Genomic DNA, 18,840 nt, shown 5'->3' with positions numbered 1-18,840 from the left:
GAAATGGATATCCAGGGGTTCTCTTATTTTACATTCGAAGCGCAAATGGATTCATATACCTCAAGGATCTGATTGAGAGCCTCTTCGGTCGTATCTGCGAATATTTCAATATTCCTCTCGGGATTCCTGAAAGCGGAATGGTTGTACCGCGGATCGTAGTAGTGGATAAGAAGCATCTCAGTGGCTGCTTTGAAATCCTGTTGCTCTAAATGATCTTCGATAGCCAGCGCGATATCGGGCGGCAGCCTTTTTTTGATCATTTGGAAAGCCTCGAGGAACTGGTCCGGAGATTGCCACGGTTCATAATCCTCCAGTATGTTCGAAATCCGTTCGTCCATTGGCAAGTGGATAATAATCTGTTTGCCGGTCTCCTTCTTTTCCACAAAGAAGGGAGGGAGGAGCACTTTCCCCACACGTTTGCTTTCACCTTCGATAAAGACAAAGGGTTCTTTTTTCAGCTGTTCCATTTCAGTGACCAGTAAGGACTCGAACTTCTTCTGATTGTTCGGCGTGAGGCCGATCTGCCCGAAGATCGATCCGCGATGTCCCGCAAGCATCTCAAGATCGATGACAGGATAGCCGCGTTCGGACAATGTTCGCAGGATAGCGGTTTTTCCGGTCCCTGTATATCCATTCAAGACAATCAGCTCGGGAGGGAAGTCCTCCTTCTCCAGTTCCTTCACGACCCACTGCCTGTACGAACGGATGCCGCCTGTCAGCCGGGTTGTCTGGATGCCCATCAGGTCAAGAACAGTCGCTGCCGTCTTGCTCCGCATGCCGCCTCTCCAGCAGAAAACGGAGAAGGGCCCCTCAATCTTGCTGAACTCATCAATGAAGTCGGGCAGTTTTGCTGAAAAAATCTCAAGTCCGCGCTCTTTTGCCGCGTCTGGACTCACTTGTTTATATAGTGTCCCGATTTCCGCCCGCTCCTCATTTGTGAAGACGGGAATATTTAAACTTCCTGGTATCGTCGCTTCCTCGAACTCTTTCGGCGAACGGACATCTACCGTCGTATAGCGGCCGCGCGAGGCGCGATCCAGCAATTCATCAAGCGCTATTTCATGTACCATCCAATCACCTTCCAGTCTTTCTTACAGAATGCGGATCCGTTTTTCCTGTTCCTCGGTAATATCACCTATCCGTGAGGCTTCCACGCCATTTTCCCTTAATTTATCAAGCAGCTGTTCGGCGTCCGAAGAGTCAACTGCAATCAATAGTCCGCCTGAGGTAACAGCATCACAAAGGATCAGGCGGCTTATTTCATCCATCTGCTGCTTGAATGCTACATCATCCAGCACGTGCTTGTAGTTGTTCTTTGTTCCGCCGGGGATTCTTCCTGCTTCTGCAAGCTCTCTTGTGCGAGGGAGAACGGGCACTTGGTCTTCGTATATGCGGATGCCTGCATTACTCGCTTTCGCCATTTCGGTCGCATGGCCGAGCAGGCCGAATCCGGTGACGTCCGTCACTGCATGCACATTGAATTCCGCCATCGTGGCGGCAGCAGTTTTGTTTAGCGTTGTCATGACGGCGGTCACTTGTTTGATCTCCTCATCAGAGAGGGCACCTTGTTTAAGTGACGTCGTATAGATGCCAACTCCGATCGGTTTTGTCAATATCAGCACATCACCAGGCTTTGCACCCGCATTTGAGCGAACATTATCAGGATGTACAGTACCAGTCACTGCTAATCCGAATTTCGGTTCCGGGTCATCGATGGAATGGCCGCCCACTAAGGTGACACCCGCTTCCTGCAGTTTATCGGCAGCTCCGCGTAAAATATCGGTTAAAATTTGTTTGTCCAGCATAGATATCGGGAAAGCGACTATATTGAGCGCTGTCAGCGGCGTTCCGCCCATAGCATATACATCGCTGATTGCGTTCGTCGCTGCGATTTGTCCGAAATCGTATGGGTCGTCGACGATCGGGGTGAAAAAGTCGAGTGTCTGTACAATAGCGAGATCGTCCGTAAGCCGATAGACGCCTGCATCATCACTCGTATCCAGACCGACGAGCAAGTTCGGATCATGAGGTGCTTGAGGAAGTGTCCGGAGTACTTCGGAGAGGTCAGCGGGTCCAATTTTACACCCGCATCCGCCTTTCTTTGTCAACGACGTCAATTTTACAAGTTGTGAACTATCCATTACATTGCCTTCTTTCGTTGCGTAATACATACAGTTTACCATAGGTGAAAGACGATTTTTATGTATAAAGGCTTGATGTACTTACCCCCAAGGCTCTGGCAGTGCTTGCATGGATTCAGAATGGTACAGTTAAGAAAAGTGAGCAGAAGGAGGAGAAACGAAATGATGACATATCCGATGATTATCAACGGAGATAAAACAGGCCTTGAATTGCCTGTGATTCAAGTGGTGAACCCGGCTACTGGCGAGACGATCGCCACTGTTCCGGATGGTGGGGCAAAAGAGGCGACTGCCGCCGTAGATGCAGCCCATATCGCATTTGCGGAATGGTCGGCACTTTCGGCTTACGAGAGGAGCGAGCTGCTCCAAAGGTGGTATTTCCTTATACAGCAATACACGGATGATCTTGCGCAGACAATGACGGAGGAGCAGGGGAAACCTTTAGCGGAAGCCCGCGGGGAAATCGCGTATGCGAATGGGTTCATCGCCTGGTATGCAGAAGAAGCGAAGAGGGTGTACGGCGAGACGATCCCGGCGACTCAGCGGGATAAACGGATCTTCGTCCATAAGCAGCCGATCGGTGTAGCGGCCGTCATCACTCCGTGGAATTTTCCTGCTGCCATGATCACGAGGAAAGTTGCCCCCGCCCTCGCTGCAGGCTGCACTGTCGTCATCAAACCTGCCGAGCAGACACCGCTGACCGCGATAAAACTCGCGCAGCTCGCAATTGATGCGGGAATTCCGCGAGGTGTTGTCAATGTTGTGACAGGGGATGCTGCTGCAATCGGTGAAGCCTGGCAGATCGATAAGCGGGTCTCCATCCTGACATTCACCGGATCCACTGCAGTCGGCAAGCTCCTGATGCGTGGGGCGGCAGATACAGTGAAGAAATTGTCTTTGGAGCTTGGTGGCCATGCACCCGTCATCATCATGGATGACTGTGATATACAGAAGGCCGTCCAAGGCGTCATCGCAACGAAATTCCGCAATGCAGGACAGACATGCGTCTGTGCGAACCGTGTCTATGTCCATGCTGATATAGCCGATGAATTTTCCAAGGCGCTCACTGATGAAGTGAGGAAGCTGAAAGTCGGGAACGGCTTGGAGGAGGGGGTGAATATCGGGCCGCTGATTGACGAGGCGGCGATTATGAAAGTGAAGTCGCATGTCGAGGATGCAACAGCAAAAGGCGCAAAAGTGCTGACAGGCGGAACTGTCAAGGAAGGACTCTTCTTTGAGCCGACTGTTCTAAGCGGTGTAACAGATACTATGCTGTGCATGCATGAAGAGACATTCGGTCCCGTCCTTCCTATTGTCACTTTCCATTCTGAAGAGGAAGCGGTCCGCCGCGCGAATGATTCCGATTTCGGACTTGCCGCCTATGTATTCACAGAGAATCTCACAAGAGGCATCAGGATCACAGAGAAACTTGAATATGGAGTGATCGGCTTGAATGACGGGCTCCCGTCAACACCGCAAGCTCCTTTTGGCGGTTTTAAACAAAGCGGAATCGGCAGAGAGGGAGGCCGCTACGGAATCGAGGAGTATCTAGAAATAAAATACATTTCAGTAGGATTATAAATAAATCAAGAAAAGACACTCCTTAGTAAGGGGTGTCTTTTCTATTTATTTTATGTTTTAAAACAACAAAACATTCTATTAAACTATTTATCGAAAGCATGATTGATGATAAACTGTAAAGGAATGACAGAGAAGAAAGGGGAAATGAAAGTGCAACGAAAGGCATCAATGGTCTTCTTGTCGATTCTACTTGCTGTAAGCATGTTTATCCTGCCGGCTGGACAACAAATTCATGCGGAGGCAGCGTACGGCAATCTTGAGCAATCTATTAATGCCGTTTTGACAAGCGGTCAGATGAATTCCGTTAACAGCAGTGTCACCGTACGGAAAGCTTCGACTGGAGAAATAATCTATCAGGCGAATGCAGACAAAAAGATCACACCCGCATCCACCCTCAAGTTGCTGACATCTGCAGCGGCACTAGATACGCTCGGTGAAGAATACCGATTTACGACCGAAGTACTAACGGATGGCAAAATATCAGGTAGCGTGTTGGATGGGAACCTTTATGTGCGCGGACAAGGCGATCCTACATTATTGAAATCGGATCTGGACCAATTCGCTGCACAGCTGAAATCACTTGGCATCAAAACGGTGAAAGGAAATCTTGTCGGTGATGATTTTTGGTTCGATCAGGTGCGGCTTTCTCCAAGTATCAGCAAAAGCGACGAAAGCCATTACTATGCAGCTCAGATTGCAGGATTGACATTATCACCGAACAAAGATTACGACGCCGGCACAATCATTGTGCAAGCAGCCCCAACCAAAAAGGGGAAAACGGCAAAAGTGACCATGACACCGGAAACGGGCATCGTCAAAATCGTAAACCGCTCGAAAACCGTGCCGAAGGGGTATAAGAATACGTTATCCATCAAAAGGCAGCATGGAACGAACAACATTATCGTATCTGGCAATATACCGATCGGCAGCAGTAAAAAAGAATGGGTGACGGTCTCCAATCCGACCGCTTATACACTCGATGTCTTTAAAAGATCTCTTGCTGCGAAAGGCATCAAGTTTTCTCCATCGTCTGTTGTACGCCGGGGTGCAGCGCCGGACAGCGGACAAGTCCTGGCAGTCAAAAAATCGATGCCGCTTCGCGACTTGATGAAACCGTTCATGAAGCTGAGCAATAATACGCATGCCGAAATTCTTGCCAAAACTATGGGCCGTCATGTCTATAACGAAGGCAGCTGGAAGGCAGGGCTCCGTGTCATGCGTGAATTCGCAGGCTCGATCGGTCTTGACAGTACAGCTTGGAATTTCGAAGATGCTTCCGGCATGTCGCATGCGAATAAAGTTACCTCTGCCCAGTTGACTGAACTTCTTTTCCTTGTGCGTTCGGCGCCTTGGTATGGAAGTTTTGTACAAGGCCTGCCCGTTTCGGGGGCAAGTGATCGTCTTGTCGGCGGAACACTGAAAAACCGCTTGAAGACGGCGCTGGTCAAAGGAAAAATCGTCGCGAAAACAGGAAGCTTGAACCATGTGAATTCTCTTGCCGGATACGCAGAGACGCGTGATGGGGAGACATTGATCTTCAGTGTGCTGATGCAAGATCAGAAAACAAGCGCCATCCCGACGATTGATCGGATCGCAGCTGCTATTGCTGCTTCATCCAATTAAAAACGAATCTGGCACATAACTAGCTTCGAATAAAGAAAAAGTGAAATTGAACTCGTTCAATTTCACTTTTTCTCTTTTTATCTTTTACTCCTGGAATGCTGTTTCTTTGTTCTGCCCAACACCGATTTTTATATGAGAAGATCAAACAGCATATGATCTTTATTAATCTCTTTGAACGGGAATCCGTTCTCACGCATTCGTACAATCAGTCCGTCATAATCCTCTTTCCGTTTCACTTCAATGCCTACAAGGCCCGGACCGTTCTCTTTGTTGTTCTTCTTTGTATATTCGAATGTCGTTATATCATCGTCAGGCCCGAGTACGTGGTCAAGGAATTGACGCAGGGCACCGGCGCGCTGTGGAAAGTTGATGATAAAGTAATACAATAGGCCCTCATGGATAAGGGCTTTTTCTTTGATTTCCTGCATCCTGCCGATATCGTTATTTCCTCCGCTGACAATACAAACGACTGCTTTCCCTTTTATTTCGTCTTTATAAAAATCCAGAGCGGCGATCGGGAGTGCCCCAGCCGGTTCTGCAATGATTGCGTGCTCATTATAAAGGGAGAGGATCGCTGAGCATACTTTTCCCTCAGGGACGCTGATGATATCATCGACATACTCGCAGCACACTTCGTACGTCTTCTGGCCAGCGCATTTTACAGCGGCCCCATCGACGAACTTATCGATTTCCGGCAGAATGACTGGGTGTCCCTTACGGAAGGCCGCTTTCATACTGGCGGCGCCAGCCGGTTCAGCGCCGATCATTTTTGTTGAAGGCGACACATTTTTGATATAAGTGCTGACACCTGACATCAGCCCGCCGCCGCCGATACTTGCGAAGACAAAGTCTACTGGCCTGTCAATGTCATTCATAAGTTCGACAGCGACTGTCCCTTGCCCCGCAATGATGTCCACGTCGTCAAACGGATGGATGAAAAGCCGGTCCTCGCTCTCTGTGTACCGAATAGCCTGGTCATAAGCATCATCGAACGTATCACCGACAAGGATGATGTCAATCTGGCCGCGTCCGAACATCTCCACTTGGTTGATCTTTTGTTTCGGCGTCGTTTGCGGCATGAAAATGGAGCCCTTTATGCCAAGTTGCGCACAAGCGTACGCAACGCCTTGCGCGTGGTTGCCCGCACTTGCACAGACAACGCCTTTTTCCCGTGCGAGCGACTCGGTCCTTTTGATCTTATAGAAAGCGCCGCGCAGCTTAAACGAACGTACATGCTGCAGATCTTCACGTTTTATGTAGAGGTCGCAGCCATATAACTCTGACAGCCTTTCATTCCGTTGCAAAGGTGTATGGGCTACGATATCTTTCAATAACTGGTTCGCAATGAGGATGTCCTCCACTTGAACAAGTCCTTTTTTATTCAGCTGTACATTTGCCATTCCTCATTCCTCCAAGTCGGTTTTTAATATTCACCAATGGTAACACGGAATATCATGAAATGACATAGGTAAAGTCTAAATTATACGTGTATTTTCATCATATAAAACATTCGGTCTTATTGTAAGCGTTTTCTTTTTTAGTAAGAAAATCAAGTCAAAATAAGAGAGAGACGTCCCGTTTCTATGCCGATATGGATGATCCGGGAATGATATACCTCTCCGTCAACGACATAGGGAAGCACTCTCTCCGCTTCAATGCGAATGTCTTTTCCTGTAATATAGGTAACCTCCTTCTCCGCTATTTCTTTTCCTTTGACCAATTTAGGGAATAAGCGTGCCAGCACACGGAGGCGGCCCGCCTGCATAAGCATTGTGCAGGAAATCATACCGTCCGCCGGATCAGCTTGCGGGCAGATCGGAAGGCCGCCGCCGTACCAGCGAGTATTTCCGCAAGCGATCAACCACGTGCGTGGCGAGTCGATATGCCTGCCGTCGGTTAGGATGCGGCAGCCGAACGGTTTAAATGTAAGTAATCCAGTTATCGCGGCGATCACATAGGCTTTACTGCCAATTCCAACCCGATTCATAAACGGTTTATAGAAAGAGCGGTCTGCCTGTTCGGTAATATGGGCATCAGCGCCGACTCCTGCTACCGATAGGCCATACATCCCGTTAACGGTGAGCAGGTCAATTTGGCGTATGTCCCTTTTCAGTATGCTTTTGACGAAAGTAACCGGATCATAAGACAAATCAAAAGCACGCGCAATGTCATTTCCCGAGCCGACCGGTAAAAAAGCACAGGGCAGCCCATGAGCAGCAGCCGACTGGATGACAGTATGAAAGGTTCCATCTCCACCGATTATAATGATGCCAATAATATCAGTAATGCGGTCCATGCCTTGCATAAATTTTTGGCACGACAAAGCAGAGTCACTTGTGAAGGAGAAAAAGTCCACCTCCTCGTTCTTCAAAAGCTGTTCAACTGTTCTTTTGACGGCAGCTGCTTTTCCGCTGCCCGCGCGTTCGTTGCAAATGATTACATACACAGTAACACCTCGATGTCTCCCTGTATTTATGTTTATTCGGATAGCGGTCAGGGAACAATTCAGATAGGAACTATACTTCAATTCAGATAGGGAGTGGCATCAATGGATCATTGGAACAGACCAGACGGGCGGGGGCAATGGACAGCTTTCGGCATTTCACTTGCCATCATTGCCATCGTTATCATTTTAGGACTTATATGATGAAATATATCCGGATACCCGAAAAGCTTCTTGCTCAGCAAGAGGCTTTTTTTCTAGTAATAAATTGTTTCATTAAAGTGCAAGGGCGATGCATATAGTTGGAAGCAGTGAGATACATATTCATTCTAGTAGATTTATTGTATAATGAAAAGAGTGAAAACTTTTGAAAGAGGGTGGGCGGCTTGCTAGGGACGAAAGAGGTCCAAGTGGATATGACGGCAATTTTGAGCATGGATGCGACCGATCTTCGTAAGTTGATTGCAGATGGGATCATTTCTTCACGAATGGCGACCGAAGCGTATATATCTCACTTGAAAAAGGTGAACCCAGCTGTGAATTGCCTGGTGGAAGACCGTTTTGAAGCTGCGCTGGATGAGGCGGATGAGGCAGATTATGCAATCAGAGAGGGAAGAGGAACCGGCAAACTGTTTGGCGTACCGATCAGCATGAAAGAGGCGTTCGATGTGGCAGGGATGCAGACGACCGGCGGTTTGCAGCGAAGAAAAGGGCATATCGCCGGCGATGACGCTGAAATAGTGGAAAGCTTGAAGAGAGAAGGGGCCATCATCCTTGGCAAGACGAACACGCCGGAACTTTGCTTCTGTCAAGAGACGGACAATAAATTATATGGCAGGACAAATAATCCTCATGATCTGTCCAGAACCGCCGGCGGCTCAAGCGGCGGAGAAGGCGCTCTTATTGCAGCTGGCGGGGCAGCGGCCGGCATTGGATCGGATATAGGAGGTTCAATACGATTCCCTGCCCATTTCAATGGTGTTATCGGCTTTAAATCAGGAAATGGCCAAGTATCGCAAATGGGCAGCTATCCATTTGTCAAAGATAAGTGGCAGCAGCGTATGCTGGGTATCGGTCCAATGGTGAAGTCGGTCAGAGATGCAAAGCTGATCTATAATATAATCGCGTACGAAGCGGCTCCAGCGAAGGAACTGAAAAACTATTCCATCAACGTGTTCAGAATGGCGGGCTATCCGTTAACAGACGAGACAACCCGTCTTCTCAACGATATTTATGTCCTTGTGAAAGAGCGGTTTTCTGCTGAGCGGGATCCGGTTCCGTTTCTTGATGAAGCGGCACAAGTTTGGCAGGAGATCATGTCGATTGATGGAGGAGAAAGTACAGCGCGTGAAGCATATGGAGATTCTTCAATATCCCCGATCCGTTCCTATCTTTCTGAAAAGTTGCAAGGGCAAGCTGATATCCACCATTACCTGTCATGGGCTCTCTTTGGTGCCTCCTTATTTAAACCATCACCAAAACGGGTACAGGAAATCGGCTCTCTGCTAGAGGAAGCAGACAAATCGCTTCATGATTATCTGGACAACAGGATTGTAATCCTGCCTGTTTACCATCAGGCAGCACCAGCGCATGGAATGGTGTATAAAGAAATATTTTCAATCCGAAAGACTTTTCGTAAATACTTGCCATATGTAGCATATGCAAATACATGGGGTCTCCCATCACTGACGATTCCTGTAGGCAAAGACTCGTCAGGAATGCCAATCGGCGTGCAACTTATCAGCAGGAACGGCAACGAGGATGCATTATTCCAGCTTGGTGAAGTACTTGAGAGTAACTTTATGGGGTATGAGCGAGCTGATATATGATTTGATAAAGAAGGCGGTATCCTCTTAAAGGGGAACCGCTTTTATTATGTTTGTATAGCATTGAGCGGCTGAAGTCAATGGAATAGTTCATGGAAATGCAATAGTTTTTTTCTCCTATGCTCTATCCACAATGATAGTTTTAAAGTATGATAGATACTAGTGATTGAACAGAAGCTTAGGAGCTGATTCAAAATGAAATTGAGACATACCCTGACATTTCAACTAGGTCTGATCATTGCTGGCATATTGCTCGCGATGATGGCCATTACTTCAATTGCCACATACAAAACGGCATATGAAAAATTATATGATGCGGCTGGAGTGGAAGCATACGGCTGCGCGAATATCACCACGGGTCTGATCGCTTCAGATGATGTCGAGAAGGCGTCAGCAGGAGACCGTGAAGTAATCGTCAAAATAGGGAAAGAATTGAACTGGACAACCGAGCATAAACATATTTTCGATTCGCAATACATCATTGACTTCGAAGGCAACATCATTGCTCTGGACGACCATTTGAAAGCGGAAGGATTTGAGCCCGGGGACTCTGTGGAAATCGACAAACGGGCAATTGATGAGCTGATCAGCGAAAAACACCCGACCTACTCCTCTGCGCCAAATAACTTTGGAGGTAAGAAAAGATTGTCCGGCTACGCGCCAATTTTCAAAGACCACGATTCATCCAAAGAAGTGATCGCTGTCAGTGTCATAGATTTTGATGCAAGCATTGTCGCCGACAGGACTTGGGAAGTGGTACGGGGCGGTATCTTCATCAGTCTTATACCAGTATTGATAGCGGCTTTCATTACCGTGTTATTGATCAGAAGAAAGACAAAGCCGATTTCTAAAATGATTACGCACGCAAAAGAAGTGGCGCAAGGAAATTTGGCGATTCCGGATCTTCCTTATGCGAGCAAGGATGAGATAGGGGACCTCAGCCACACGCTGAACTCGATGACCGCGAACCTCAGGTCGATGATCAGCACTATGAAGGAGACATCTGATCAGTTGTCAGGTAATGCACAAAGCACTTCTGCAACTTTGCAGGAGATGGGAGAAGCCATGCATGCTGTTGCATCCAGCATGGAGGACATCGTTTCCGGGGTTAACGGAGGTACGCAGCATACGGAACATGCAGCAATCATCCTCTCTTCGCTAGCTGAAAGCTTGCAAGATACGAAAACACATGCGGACCGAACGTCTGTTGCTTCAGGAGATACTATGGAAATCGCCTCGTCGGGTGAACTCAGGGCGAAAGATATTAGTAATGATATGGAAAAGATCAAAACTTCCTCAGTGGAAACGGGCAAAGCTATTGAAGATCTGATTGGATCTGCAAACAGAATCGGACAGGTGACGACATCCATTGCGGCAATCGCCTCTCAAACCAACTTGCTAGCCTTGAATGCGTCAATCGAAGCCGCACGTGCAGGCGAGCATGGAAAAGGGTTTGCCGTCGTCGCGGAAGAAGTTCGTAAACTTGCCGAGCAGTCGAACGACGAAGTCGCGGAGGTGGAAAAACTCGTCCAAGATATCACATCAACGATTCACGAAGTTGTCACTTCCACTTCAGAAAGCACAAAACAGATCGAGAGGGGAACAGGTTCTGTCAAATCGACAGCCGACTCGCTTCATGAAATCGCAATGTCAGTCGCGTCGACAGTCCAGGATATCAACAAAATCTCGTCTCTGATGGCTGTCGAGACGGAGAAATCCGATGACGTAGTGCGTCATATTACGCAGTTGAAAGATATGATCTATGAGATTGAGCAAAAGACAAATAATGTTTCCGCGGCGACCGAGGAGACAGCCGCTTCCATTTCCGAAGTCAATCGGCGCTCTGAAGAAATGAAAAGCATGGCAGATGAACTGGACCGGATTGTCGGACGGTTCACGATATCATGAGTCCTTTATGCAACCATCCACTAGTCTCTTGCTGAAAAGCTGCTTATGGAATATTTGAAAATTATCAGCTGTAATGTTTTCTTGTTATGAAAAATAGTTGTTGTGGTATAATCTTAGTGGACATAAAACTAAATACCGAGGAGCAATGCACATGCTACTTAAAGACTTTTTTATCGGCCTATCTCAAAATCAATTTCTTAACAGTGCGGCGAAAAAATATGGCCTCCGCATGGGTGCACAAAATGTTGTAGCAGGTACGAATATTCCTGAAACGATTGAAAGCATAAAGGAATTGAATCGGCACGGCATCTCATGTACAGTCGACAATCTAGGTGAATTCGTCTATGAAAAGGAAGAGGCAACAGCGGCGAAAGACCAGATTCTCTCTGTGATCGAAGCGATCCATGAAAACGGTGTAGATGCTCATATTTCCCTGAAGCCATCCCAGCTTGGCCTCGATATCGATTTTGATTTCTGTAAGGAAAACCTGCGCGAAATCGTGTCGAAAGCGCATGAATACGGCATTTTTGTCAACTTCGATATGGAAGACCACAATCGTCTTCAGCCATCATATGACCTGTTGGATGAGCTCTCGAAAGACTATGACAACATCGGAACAGTCATCCAGGCGTATTTCTTCCGCGCAGAAGAAGATATGAAGAAACATAAGGATTTCCGCCTCCGAATCGTGAAAGGTGCATACAAGGAACCGGCCGAGTATGCATATCAGGATAAAGCGGAAATTGACCGGAACTTCGTGAAGTTGATCGAGTGGCATTTATTGAATGGCAAGTTTACATCCATCGCAACGCATGATCATAACGTCATCAATCATGTGAAGCAGTTTGTAAAAGACAATGACATTCCGCTCGATAAGTTCGAATTCCAAATGCTTTACGGTTTCCGTCGTGATATGCAGCTGGAACTTGCGAAGGAAGGCTATAATTTCTGCACATACGTGCCATTCGGCCAGGATTGGTATGGCTATTTCATGCGCCGTCTTGCAGAACGGCCTCAAAACGTCAATCTGATTGTGAAGCAAGTGTTCAATAAACGTACGAATACAGCAATCGGCATCGCGGCAGGTGCATTCCTGCTTGGCCGGTTGACGAAAAAGAAAAAGTAAAAAAAGGCTTTCTCCGAATTGGCTGGAGAAAGCCTTTTTTCACGTAGTCAGTATGATAATGAAATAGAAGAACATGCCGATCAAGCCGACAGGTACTCCGAACCGTGCCCACTCAGCGCTTGTAATGTTGAGTTTAGCCGCTGCAATAATATTTGGGATATTGCCCGGAATCAGCATGCCGCCGCTTACAAGCAATCCCAGCAGGACGGAACGCACAGTTGACAGATCCATCGCCGGACTGATCTCCGCGGCTGCAAGGGTCGCATTGTCGAGAACGGCAGAAATCATGTTGATCCAATAAAGTATCCCCGGGCCGAGTCCAAGAAGAAACCTCTCAATGAACGGTTCGAAACCAGCTCCGAGAAAAGTGAGCGCCATGACAAAAACGTACACCTTGACCCCCCGTATAATACTATCAAGGATCGGTTCCCGGGAAGGCGACCTCCTCCGTGTTATATGCTTTTTAGCTGGAGCAATCAGCACGGCCGCCACAATTCCTACTATAGCCACGCCAAGAAGGATATCCATGCCGATCAGCCGGAATAGGAAAAAGAAATCCCCGCCGAGCTTATTCGTCGCAATCGTGGACAATGGTTCTCCGATCGGTGTCAGTACCGCCCCGAGACCAATCGAGTAACAAGCCAGTACGACAAATCGTATCTCGGATTTGCGATCAAGGTCGAGGGAACCTGTAACCGCTGTAAGGATCACCGCAGCGATAATCGCGGTGATCATGCTGGAGAGCAAACCTAGGACAATGATCAGGAGCGGGAGGAAGAGCCGTTCCGGTAAGATTTGTCTTGCTGTAAATAGACCTTTTTCAAATAACCCGCTCTTCCAGCGATACAGCAGTCCGAAAATGATGACTGCAGCTGTGATGTGGATCGGCTCCCCGAGTGCTTTGAAAAGCAGGTGCCCGTCCAGGACGTCACTGAAAAGCGCGGCAGCAAGTCCCATGATCAAAAGAAAAATCTCCAAGTTTTTTTCCACTCTTTTGATAAGGAAGGGGGCCAGCAGAACAATGGCTAAGACGATGATCAGTGCAATAATGATGAATACCCCTCATTTCTTATTTGCTCATCTATTCTATTCCGCCGCACACCTTCATTATTAATAAAAAAAAGCATGGCGGAAAAGCGCCATGCTGTAAAGTGGTTGATATTGTCTTATCTGACTCCGCGCATAAAACGCTGGATAAATGGAGAAATGACGAACAGGATAATACCGAGAACGATTGCTACTACCCCGATTGCTCCGAAATACATCATTTCTGTCTGTGGAGTATACAGTTTCACCAACTGGGCGTTAAGCGCTTGCGCAGCGGCGTTCGAAAGGAACCATAAGCTCATTGTCTGTGCAGCAAAAGCAGCAGGCGCAAGCTTTGTCGTCGCGGATAAGCCGACAGGCGACAGGCAAAGTTCACCGATACAAACGAGCAGGATGCTAAGAACAAGCCACAGTGGGTTCACAAGTGCTTCTGTACCGCCGAAGTAGGCAGGAAGCAGGATGACGATGAATGAAAGACCGGCAAATAAAAGACCGATCGAGAATTTTTGCGGAATCGTCGGTTGCCGTTTTCCGAGCTTCATCCAAAGCCAAGCAAAGATCGGTGCACCCGTGATGATGAATAACGGGTTCAGTGACTGGAACCAAGCCGGCGAGATGTGGAAGCCCCAGAAGTCAAGCTGTGTCCGTTTATCCGCATAGTTCGCCAAGATGGTAGATCCTTGTTCTTGAATCGACCAGAACATGACTGCTGCAAGGAATAACGGAATGAATGCCAATATTCTCGAGCGTTCGTCTGCGGTCGTTTTTTTGCTTCGATACATGACAACGAAATAAGAAGCTGGAATCAAGAAACCAAGTATCCCGACAATTAAAATGAACGAGTTAAACGTCAACCATCCTTGTGGAATTGCGATGGCGGCCAAGATAGCGATTACAATGACAGCAATGGAAAAGATGGTGAGTATTTTTTTCTTTTCTTCTGGCTTCAATGGGTTTTTCACTTGAGTCCCAGCAAGTCCGAGATTCTTCTTCTTCGTTGCAACAAAGACAACCAAGCCTAAGAACATACCGACTGCTGCGGCGCCAAATCCGAGATGGAAACTTGTCTTCATCAGTTCACCAACGATAAGCGGTGAAATGAAAGCCCCCATGTTGATGCCCATATAGAAGATACTGAAACCTGCATCCCGGCGATCATCTTCAAGAGAATACACATCGCCGACGATACTTGATACGTTTGGTTTAAGCAAGCCTGTACCAATGACGATCAAGACCATGGAGACGAGGAAAAATCCTAGATTTCCCGGCATCGCAAGGACGATGTGTCCGAGCATGATGAAAATTCCTCCGAAAAATACGGCGCGGGAGGTACCTAGAATCCGGTCTGCCAGCCATCCGCCGATAATCCCTGACATATAGACAAGGGATCCATAAATCGATACGATCGACAGGGAAAGCTGCTCATCAAGGCCGAGTCCCCCTTTTGATACTTCGTAATACATATAAAAAAGTAGGATGGCTCTCATGCCATAATAAGAAAAACGCTCCCAAAACTCTGTAAAGAACAGAGTGAACAAGCCTTTAGGATGTCCGAAGAATCCTTTCTGAGGAACGCTTTCGACAATTTGCTCTTTTGTATACTGAGACATTTCATTTCCTCCTTCATAGGTTATCATTATAAAGGCAAACATTTTTATTTGTCAAAAATAATTTGTTTTAATTTCGTGTTCAAATAAGATGTTGTTTCATTAGCTTTTTTCTGTATTTTAATAATACGAAGAACGAAATAATATTATCGTTAGATAACTTAAAAATGACAGAACAACAAATGATAGTCTGTGCTCCTGTCCATCAGTATGACCGGTAGACGGCCTGTTGATTCGAAGAGGGGTCAGCTTACCAAGCGGCGGACGGCTGTTTAGGGAGCCGATCAATCTAATCCGTATGCCATAGTGAGCGACCGTTCAGCCGATTGAACGATCAAACTACAGCAGCAAGTGGCCATTCAGCCGCCAGAACAATCCGTTTAACAGCAGAGAACCGACGCTTGGCCCGGCAAACACCTTCGCGGATTTGCATTCATAGACGCACACTCTTTCAAAACAGACGGCAAATACGTTATCATAGAAGCATGCATACAGTGGAAATGGAAATGGATGTGGTTTTGTGGGTCAATTGATCATTGAAGGATTGACGAAAACGGTTGGTGAGAAGACGTTGTTCCGTGATGTGTCGTTCACCATTACGCAAGGTGATAAAGTCGGCCTGATCGGTATTAATGGAACTGGTAAATCGACGCTTCTCTCCATCATCGCAGGCAAAGAGCCCGCGGATGAAATGCGAATCGACCATCCGAACAAATATACGATCGCCTATTTGCCGCAAGAGCCGAGGCTTGATCCCGGTAAAACAGTCATTGAAACTGTTTTTACGAGTGATTCGCCGATTGTGCGGCTGAACTTAGATTATGAGCATGCGGTGACCGAGCTTGCCGTGGATTCTGCATCAAGCGTTAACCAGGAACGATTTTCTAGGATTCAATCAGAAATGGATGCAAAAGGCGGCTGGGACTTGAACACAAAGGCACGCATGATATTAACAAAGCTTGGAATCAGCACATTTGACAAAAAAGTCGGCGAATTATCAGGCGGTCAGCAAAAACGCGTTTCGCTCGCCAAAGTGCTGATCGAACCGTCTGATCTTCTTTTGCTGGATGAGCCGACGAACCATCTGGATATGGAGTCAATCGAGTGGCTGCAAGACTTCCTGAAATCAGAGCAGGGAGCTGTCCTTTTTATCACCCATGACCGGTACTTCTTGGATTCCGTATCAACGCATATTTATGAGCTTGCGGACCGGACGCTCTATTCCCACACGGGGAATTATGAAGCTTATCTCGAATCAAAATCGATCCGTATGGAAATGGCCCAGGCAACGGATGCCAAAATGCGCAACCGATACCGAAATGAACTGAAATGGGTGCGCCGCGGTGCCAAAGCGAGATCGACAAAGCAGAAAGCGAGGCTTGACCGCTTTGAAGAGCTTGAGGACAAGGTCAAGACAAAGGAAGCGCAAGGGGAACTTGATGTCAACCTGAAAACGTCCCGTCTCGGCAAGAAAGTGATCGAGATGGAGAATGTGTCGAAATCTTATGGGACCCAAAAAGTGATTGACGGGTTTTCATGCATTTTGCAGACAGGCGACCGCATTGCGATTGTCGGACCGAACGGCGAGGGCAAGTCTACACTGTTAAAACTATTCGCCGGAGAAGTCATGCCTGACGAGGGTGTCATAGAGACGGGGTCGACAGTCAAGGTCGCTCACTTCCATCAGCATATTCCTGAAATGGATGAAAACAAACGGATCATCGAGTACATCCGTGAAACGTCAAATGATATCGAGGATGCGGAAGGCGGCCGTATATCTGCTACGCAAATGCTGGAGCGTTTCCTGTTCCCGAGTTCCAGCCATGGCACGCCAATCGGAAAGCTGTCTGGCGGTGAACGGAAACGGCTGTACCTTCTCCGCTTATTGATGGAGCAGCCGAATGTCCTTCTACTGGATGAGCCTACTAATGATCTGGACATCGAAACACTTGCCGTTCTGGAGACTTATATCGATTCGTTTCCCGGCGTCGTCCTTGCAGTCTCTCATGATCGCTTCTTCCTTGATCGGATTTCGACTAAACTATGGGCGCTGAAAGGCGGCCAAATTGAAACAATCTACGCCCTCTATTCTGATTATTTGGCGATGAAAGAGATTGAAAAGAAGGAACCGGTTCTCAAGCAGCAGCCGAAGCAGCCGGCTCCGAAACCGACGAAGAAGCGGATGACATATGCTGAGAAACGGGATTGGGAAACGATCGAGCACGATATTGAAAAACTTGAGACAGCCATCTCCGAAGTTGAAGGGGAAATGGCGTCCTCTGGTTCCGACTACGAAAAGATCAACCGGTTGAATACGGAATTGGATGAATTGAATGCGAAATATGAAATGCTGATTGAGCGATGGACGTATTTGCAGGAAATTGCCGAATCAGGCGAATGAGGAGGTTTTCAATGATGAATATAGTTACAATTGAGCCGACACCGAGCCCGAACTCCATGAAGGTGGTTGTCGATACGGAGCTGCCCGAGCTCGTCAGCCACAATTATAGAAAAGCAGACGCAGAAAACGCACCGTATCCGATTTCCAAACTGCTTGAAATCGAAGGTGTAAAAGGGATCTATCATGTCATGAATTTCATGGCTGTCGAAAGGGTCGGGAATGTACCATGGGAATCCATCTTATCTGCTGTCCGTGCAGTATTCGGCGAAGATGCAGAGAAGCTGGAGGAGCAGGAAATAACGGCAGATGAGCATTACGGAGAAGTGTACGTCCATGTTCAGACGTATAAGGAGATACCGCTGCAAGTAAAGGTATTCGACAGCGAATCCGAAGAGCGGTTTGGTTTGAGCGAGCGTTTTAAAGCCGCGATGGAAAAAGTCCATAGCACAGAAGTCGAGAATTATATCCTTCTGCGCAAGTGGGCGGACTACGGCATCCGCTACGGCGACAAAAAAGAAATCGGAGCAACGGTTGTCCAGGAAGTGGAAGCCGCTTACCCAGATGAGAGGCTCGAGAAGCTGGTGGAACAGGCATTGGCACACCACTCAGAGCCGCAGCCAGAGAAACGGATTGTGAGCATTGAGGAATTTTCGACGGATGATTGGGAAAAACGGTTCCAGCTACTGGATCAGATGCCTGATCCGACAGTGAATGACTTGCCGCTTCTTAATAAAGCTCTGGAAGATGAAAAAATGTCAATCCGGAGGCTCGCCACAGTCTATCTTGGTATGATCGAAGATGAGGCGGTCGTGCCTTATGTGGAAAAGGCGCTGAATGATAAAAGCTGGGCGGTCAGAAGGACAGCTGGAGACTGCATGAGCGATCTTGGGTTTCCTGAGTTTGAGGAAGCTGCCGCAAAGGCCCTGAAAGATAAGAACAAGCTGGTCCGCTGGCGTGCTGCGATGTTCCTATTTGAAACAGGGACGGAAAAATCACTCCCTTCTTTGCATGAAGCTGAAAACGACCCTGAATTTGAAGTGAAACTGCAAATCCGGATGGCGATTGCAAGGATTGAAGAAGGCGAGGATGCCAAAGGTTCGATCTGGAAGCAGATGACCGAATTACGGAATGGCTGAT

Annotated in this window: 13 protein-coding genes; 7 read left to right on the top strand and 6 right to left on the bottom strand. The window is 47.6% G+C overall.

What is annotated here, in order from left to right; genetic code table 11:
• Positions 1-23 precede the first annotated feature (23 nt).
• Complete coding sequence (gene mnmH, locus ACZ5FK_RS02480; RefSeq protein ID WP_464806335.1) at positions 24-1,070, bottom strand: tRNA 2-selenouridine(34) synthase MnmH; 1,047 nt, start codon at positions 1,068-1,070, stop codon at positions 24-26.
• A 21-nt stretch (positions 1,071-1,091) separates the two neighbouring features.
• Positions 1,092-2,141: a selenide, water dikinase SelD gene (gene selD, locus ACZ5FK_RS02475; RefSeq protein WP_464806334.1), complete on the bottom strand. Its 1,050-nt coding sequence runs from the start codon at positions 2,139-2,141 to the stop codon at positions 1,092-1,094.
• Positions 2,142-2,303: 162 nt separating this feature from the next.
• On the opposite strand from selD, the gene ACZ5FK_RS02470 reads away from it, so the two are divergent.
• Complete coding sequence (locus ACZ5FK_RS02470; protein ID WP_464806333.1) at positions 2,304-3,722, top strand: NAD-dependent succinate-semialdehyde dehydrogenase; 1,419 nt, start codon at positions 2,304-2,306, stop codon at positions 3,720-3,722.
• A gap of 144 nt (positions 3,723-3,866) precedes the next feature.
• Positions 3,867-5,345, top strand: coding sequence for a D-alanyl-D-alanine carboxypeptidase/D-alanyl-D-alanine endopeptidase (gene dacB, locus ACZ5FK_RS02465; RefSeq protein ID WP_464806332.1), 1,479 nt, complete (start codon positions 3,867-3,869; stop codon positions 5,343-5,345).
• Between the two features lie 128 nt (positions 5,346-5,473).
• On the opposite strand, the gene ilvA is transcribed toward dacB, so the two are convergent.
• Entirely contained in the window at positions 5,474-6,745 is a 1,272-nt protein-coding gene (ilvA, locus tag ACZ5FK_RS02460) for a threonine ammonia-lyase IlvA (RefSeq protein ID WP_464806331.1), read from the bottom strand.
• A 149-nt stretch (positions 6,746-6,894) separates the two neighbouring features.
• Complete coding sequence (locus ACZ5FK_RS02455; RefSeq protein ID WP_464806330.1) at positions 6,895-7,791, bottom strand: diacylglycerol/lipid kinase family protein; 897 nt, start codon at positions 7,789-7,791, stop codon at positions 6,895-6,897.
• A gap of 383 nt (positions 7,792-8,174) precedes the next feature.
• On the opposite strand from ACZ5FK_RS02455, the gene ACZ5FK_RS02450 reads away from it, so the two are divergent.
• The 3 genes from ACZ5FK_RS02450 to ACZ5FK_RS02440 all read left to right on the top strand — a co-directional run bounded on the left by ACZ5FK_RS02450 (position 8,175) and on the right by ACZ5FK_RS02440 (position 12,648).
• Positions 8,175-9,617: an amidase gene (locus tag ACZ5FK_RS02450; protein WP_464806329.1), complete on the top strand. Its 1,443-nt coding sequence runs from the start codon at positions 8,175-8,177 to the stop codon at positions 9,615-9,617.
• Positions 9,618-9,809: 192 nt separating this feature from the next.
• Positions 9,810-11,522 (top strand): methyl-accepting chemotaxis protein, encoded by a 1,713-nt coding sequence (locus ACZ5FK_RS02445; RefSeq protein ID WP_464806328.1) that lies wholly within the window; start codon positions 9,810-9,812, stop codon positions 11,520-11,522.
• 151 nt (positions 11,523-11,673) lie between these two features.
• Positions 11,674-12,648, top strand: coding sequence for a proline dehydrogenase family protein (locus ACZ5FK_RS02440; RefSeq protein ID WP_464806327.1), 975 nt, complete (start codon positions 11,674-11,676; stop codon positions 12,646-12,648).
• 39 nt (positions 12,649-12,687) lie between these two features.
• Here ACZ5FK_RS02440 and ACZ5FK_RS02435 read toward each other — a convergent pair whose 3' ends face one another.
• Positions 12,688-13,701: a DUF1646 family protein gene (locus ACZ5FK_RS02435; protein ID WP_464807343.1), complete on the bottom strand. Its 1,014-nt coding sequence runs from the start codon at positions 13,699-13,701 to the stop codon at positions 12,688-12,690.
• A 113-nt stretch (positions 13,702-13,814) separates the two neighbouring features.
• On the bottom strand, positions 13,815-15,305 hold the full coding sequence (locus ACZ5FK_RS02430; RefSeq protein ID WP_464806326.1) for a peptide MFS transporter: 1,491 nt from the start codon (positions 15,303-15,305) through the stop codon (positions 13,815-13,817).
• A gap of 517 nt (positions 15,306-15,822) precedes the next feature.
• Between ACZ5FK_RS02430 and ACZ5FK_RS02425 the strand changes: the two genes are divergently transcribed.
• Positions 15,823-17,703, top strand: coding sequence for an ABC-F family ATP-binding cassette domain-containing protein (locus tag ACZ5FK_RS02425; RefSeq protein WP_464806325.1), 1,881 nt, complete (start codon positions 15,823-15,825; stop codon positions 17,701-17,703).
• A gap of 14 nt (positions 17,704-17,717) precedes the next feature.
• Entirely contained in the window at positions 17,718-18,839 is a 1,122-nt protein-coding gene (locus ACZ5FK_RS02420) for a conserved virulence factor C family protein (RefSeq protein WP_464806324.1), read from the top strand.
• Position 18,840 lies beyond the last annotated feature (1 nt).

Source organism: Sporosarcina sp. GTC18466 (assembly GCF_055389225.1).
Note: the sequence above shows the minus strand (reverse complement) of the source record. Positions and strands in the feature narration are given on the sequence as shown.

What these genes read in the sequence shown, in the direction of transcription:
- mnmH (WP_464806335.1), bottom strand. Translation starts at nt 1,070, where the DNA reads ATGGTACATGAAATAGCGCTTGATGAATTGCTGGATCGCGCCTCGCGC.
- selD (WP_464806334.1), bottom strand. Translation starts at nt 2,141, where the DNA reads ATGGATAGTTCACAACTTGTAAAATTGACGTCGTTGACAAAGAAAGGC.
- ACZ5FK_RS02470 (WP_464806333.1), top strand. Translation starts at nt 2,304, where the DNA reads ATGATGACATATCCGATGATTATCAACGGAGATAAAACAGGCCTTGAA.
- dacB (WP_464806332.1), top strand. Translation starts at nt 3,867, where the DNA reads ATGAAAGTGCAACGAAAGGCATCAATGGTCTTCTTGTCGATTCTACTT.
- ilvA (WP_464806331.1), bottom strand. Translation starts at nt 6,745, where the DNA reads ATGGCAAATGTACAGCTGAATAAAAAAGGACTTGTTCAAGTGGAGGAC.
- ACZ5FK_RS02445 (WP_464806328.1), top strand. Translation starts at nt 9,810, where the DNA reads ATGAAATTGAGACATACCCTGACATTTCAACTAGGTCTGATCATTGCT.
- ACZ5FK_RS02440 (WP_464806327.1), top strand. Translation starts at nt 11,674, where the DNA reads ATGCTACTTAAAGACTTTTTTATCGGCCTATCTCAAAATCAATTTCTT.
- ACZ5FK_RS02430 (WP_464806326.1), bottom strand. Translation starts at nt 15,305, where the DNA reads ATGTCTCAGTATACAAAAGAGCAAATTGTCGAAAGCGTTCCTCAGAAA.
- ACZ5FK_RS02420 (WP_464806324.1), top strand. Translation starts at nt 17,718, where the DNA reads ATGAATATAGTTACAATTGAGCCGACACCGAGCCCGAACTCCATGAAG.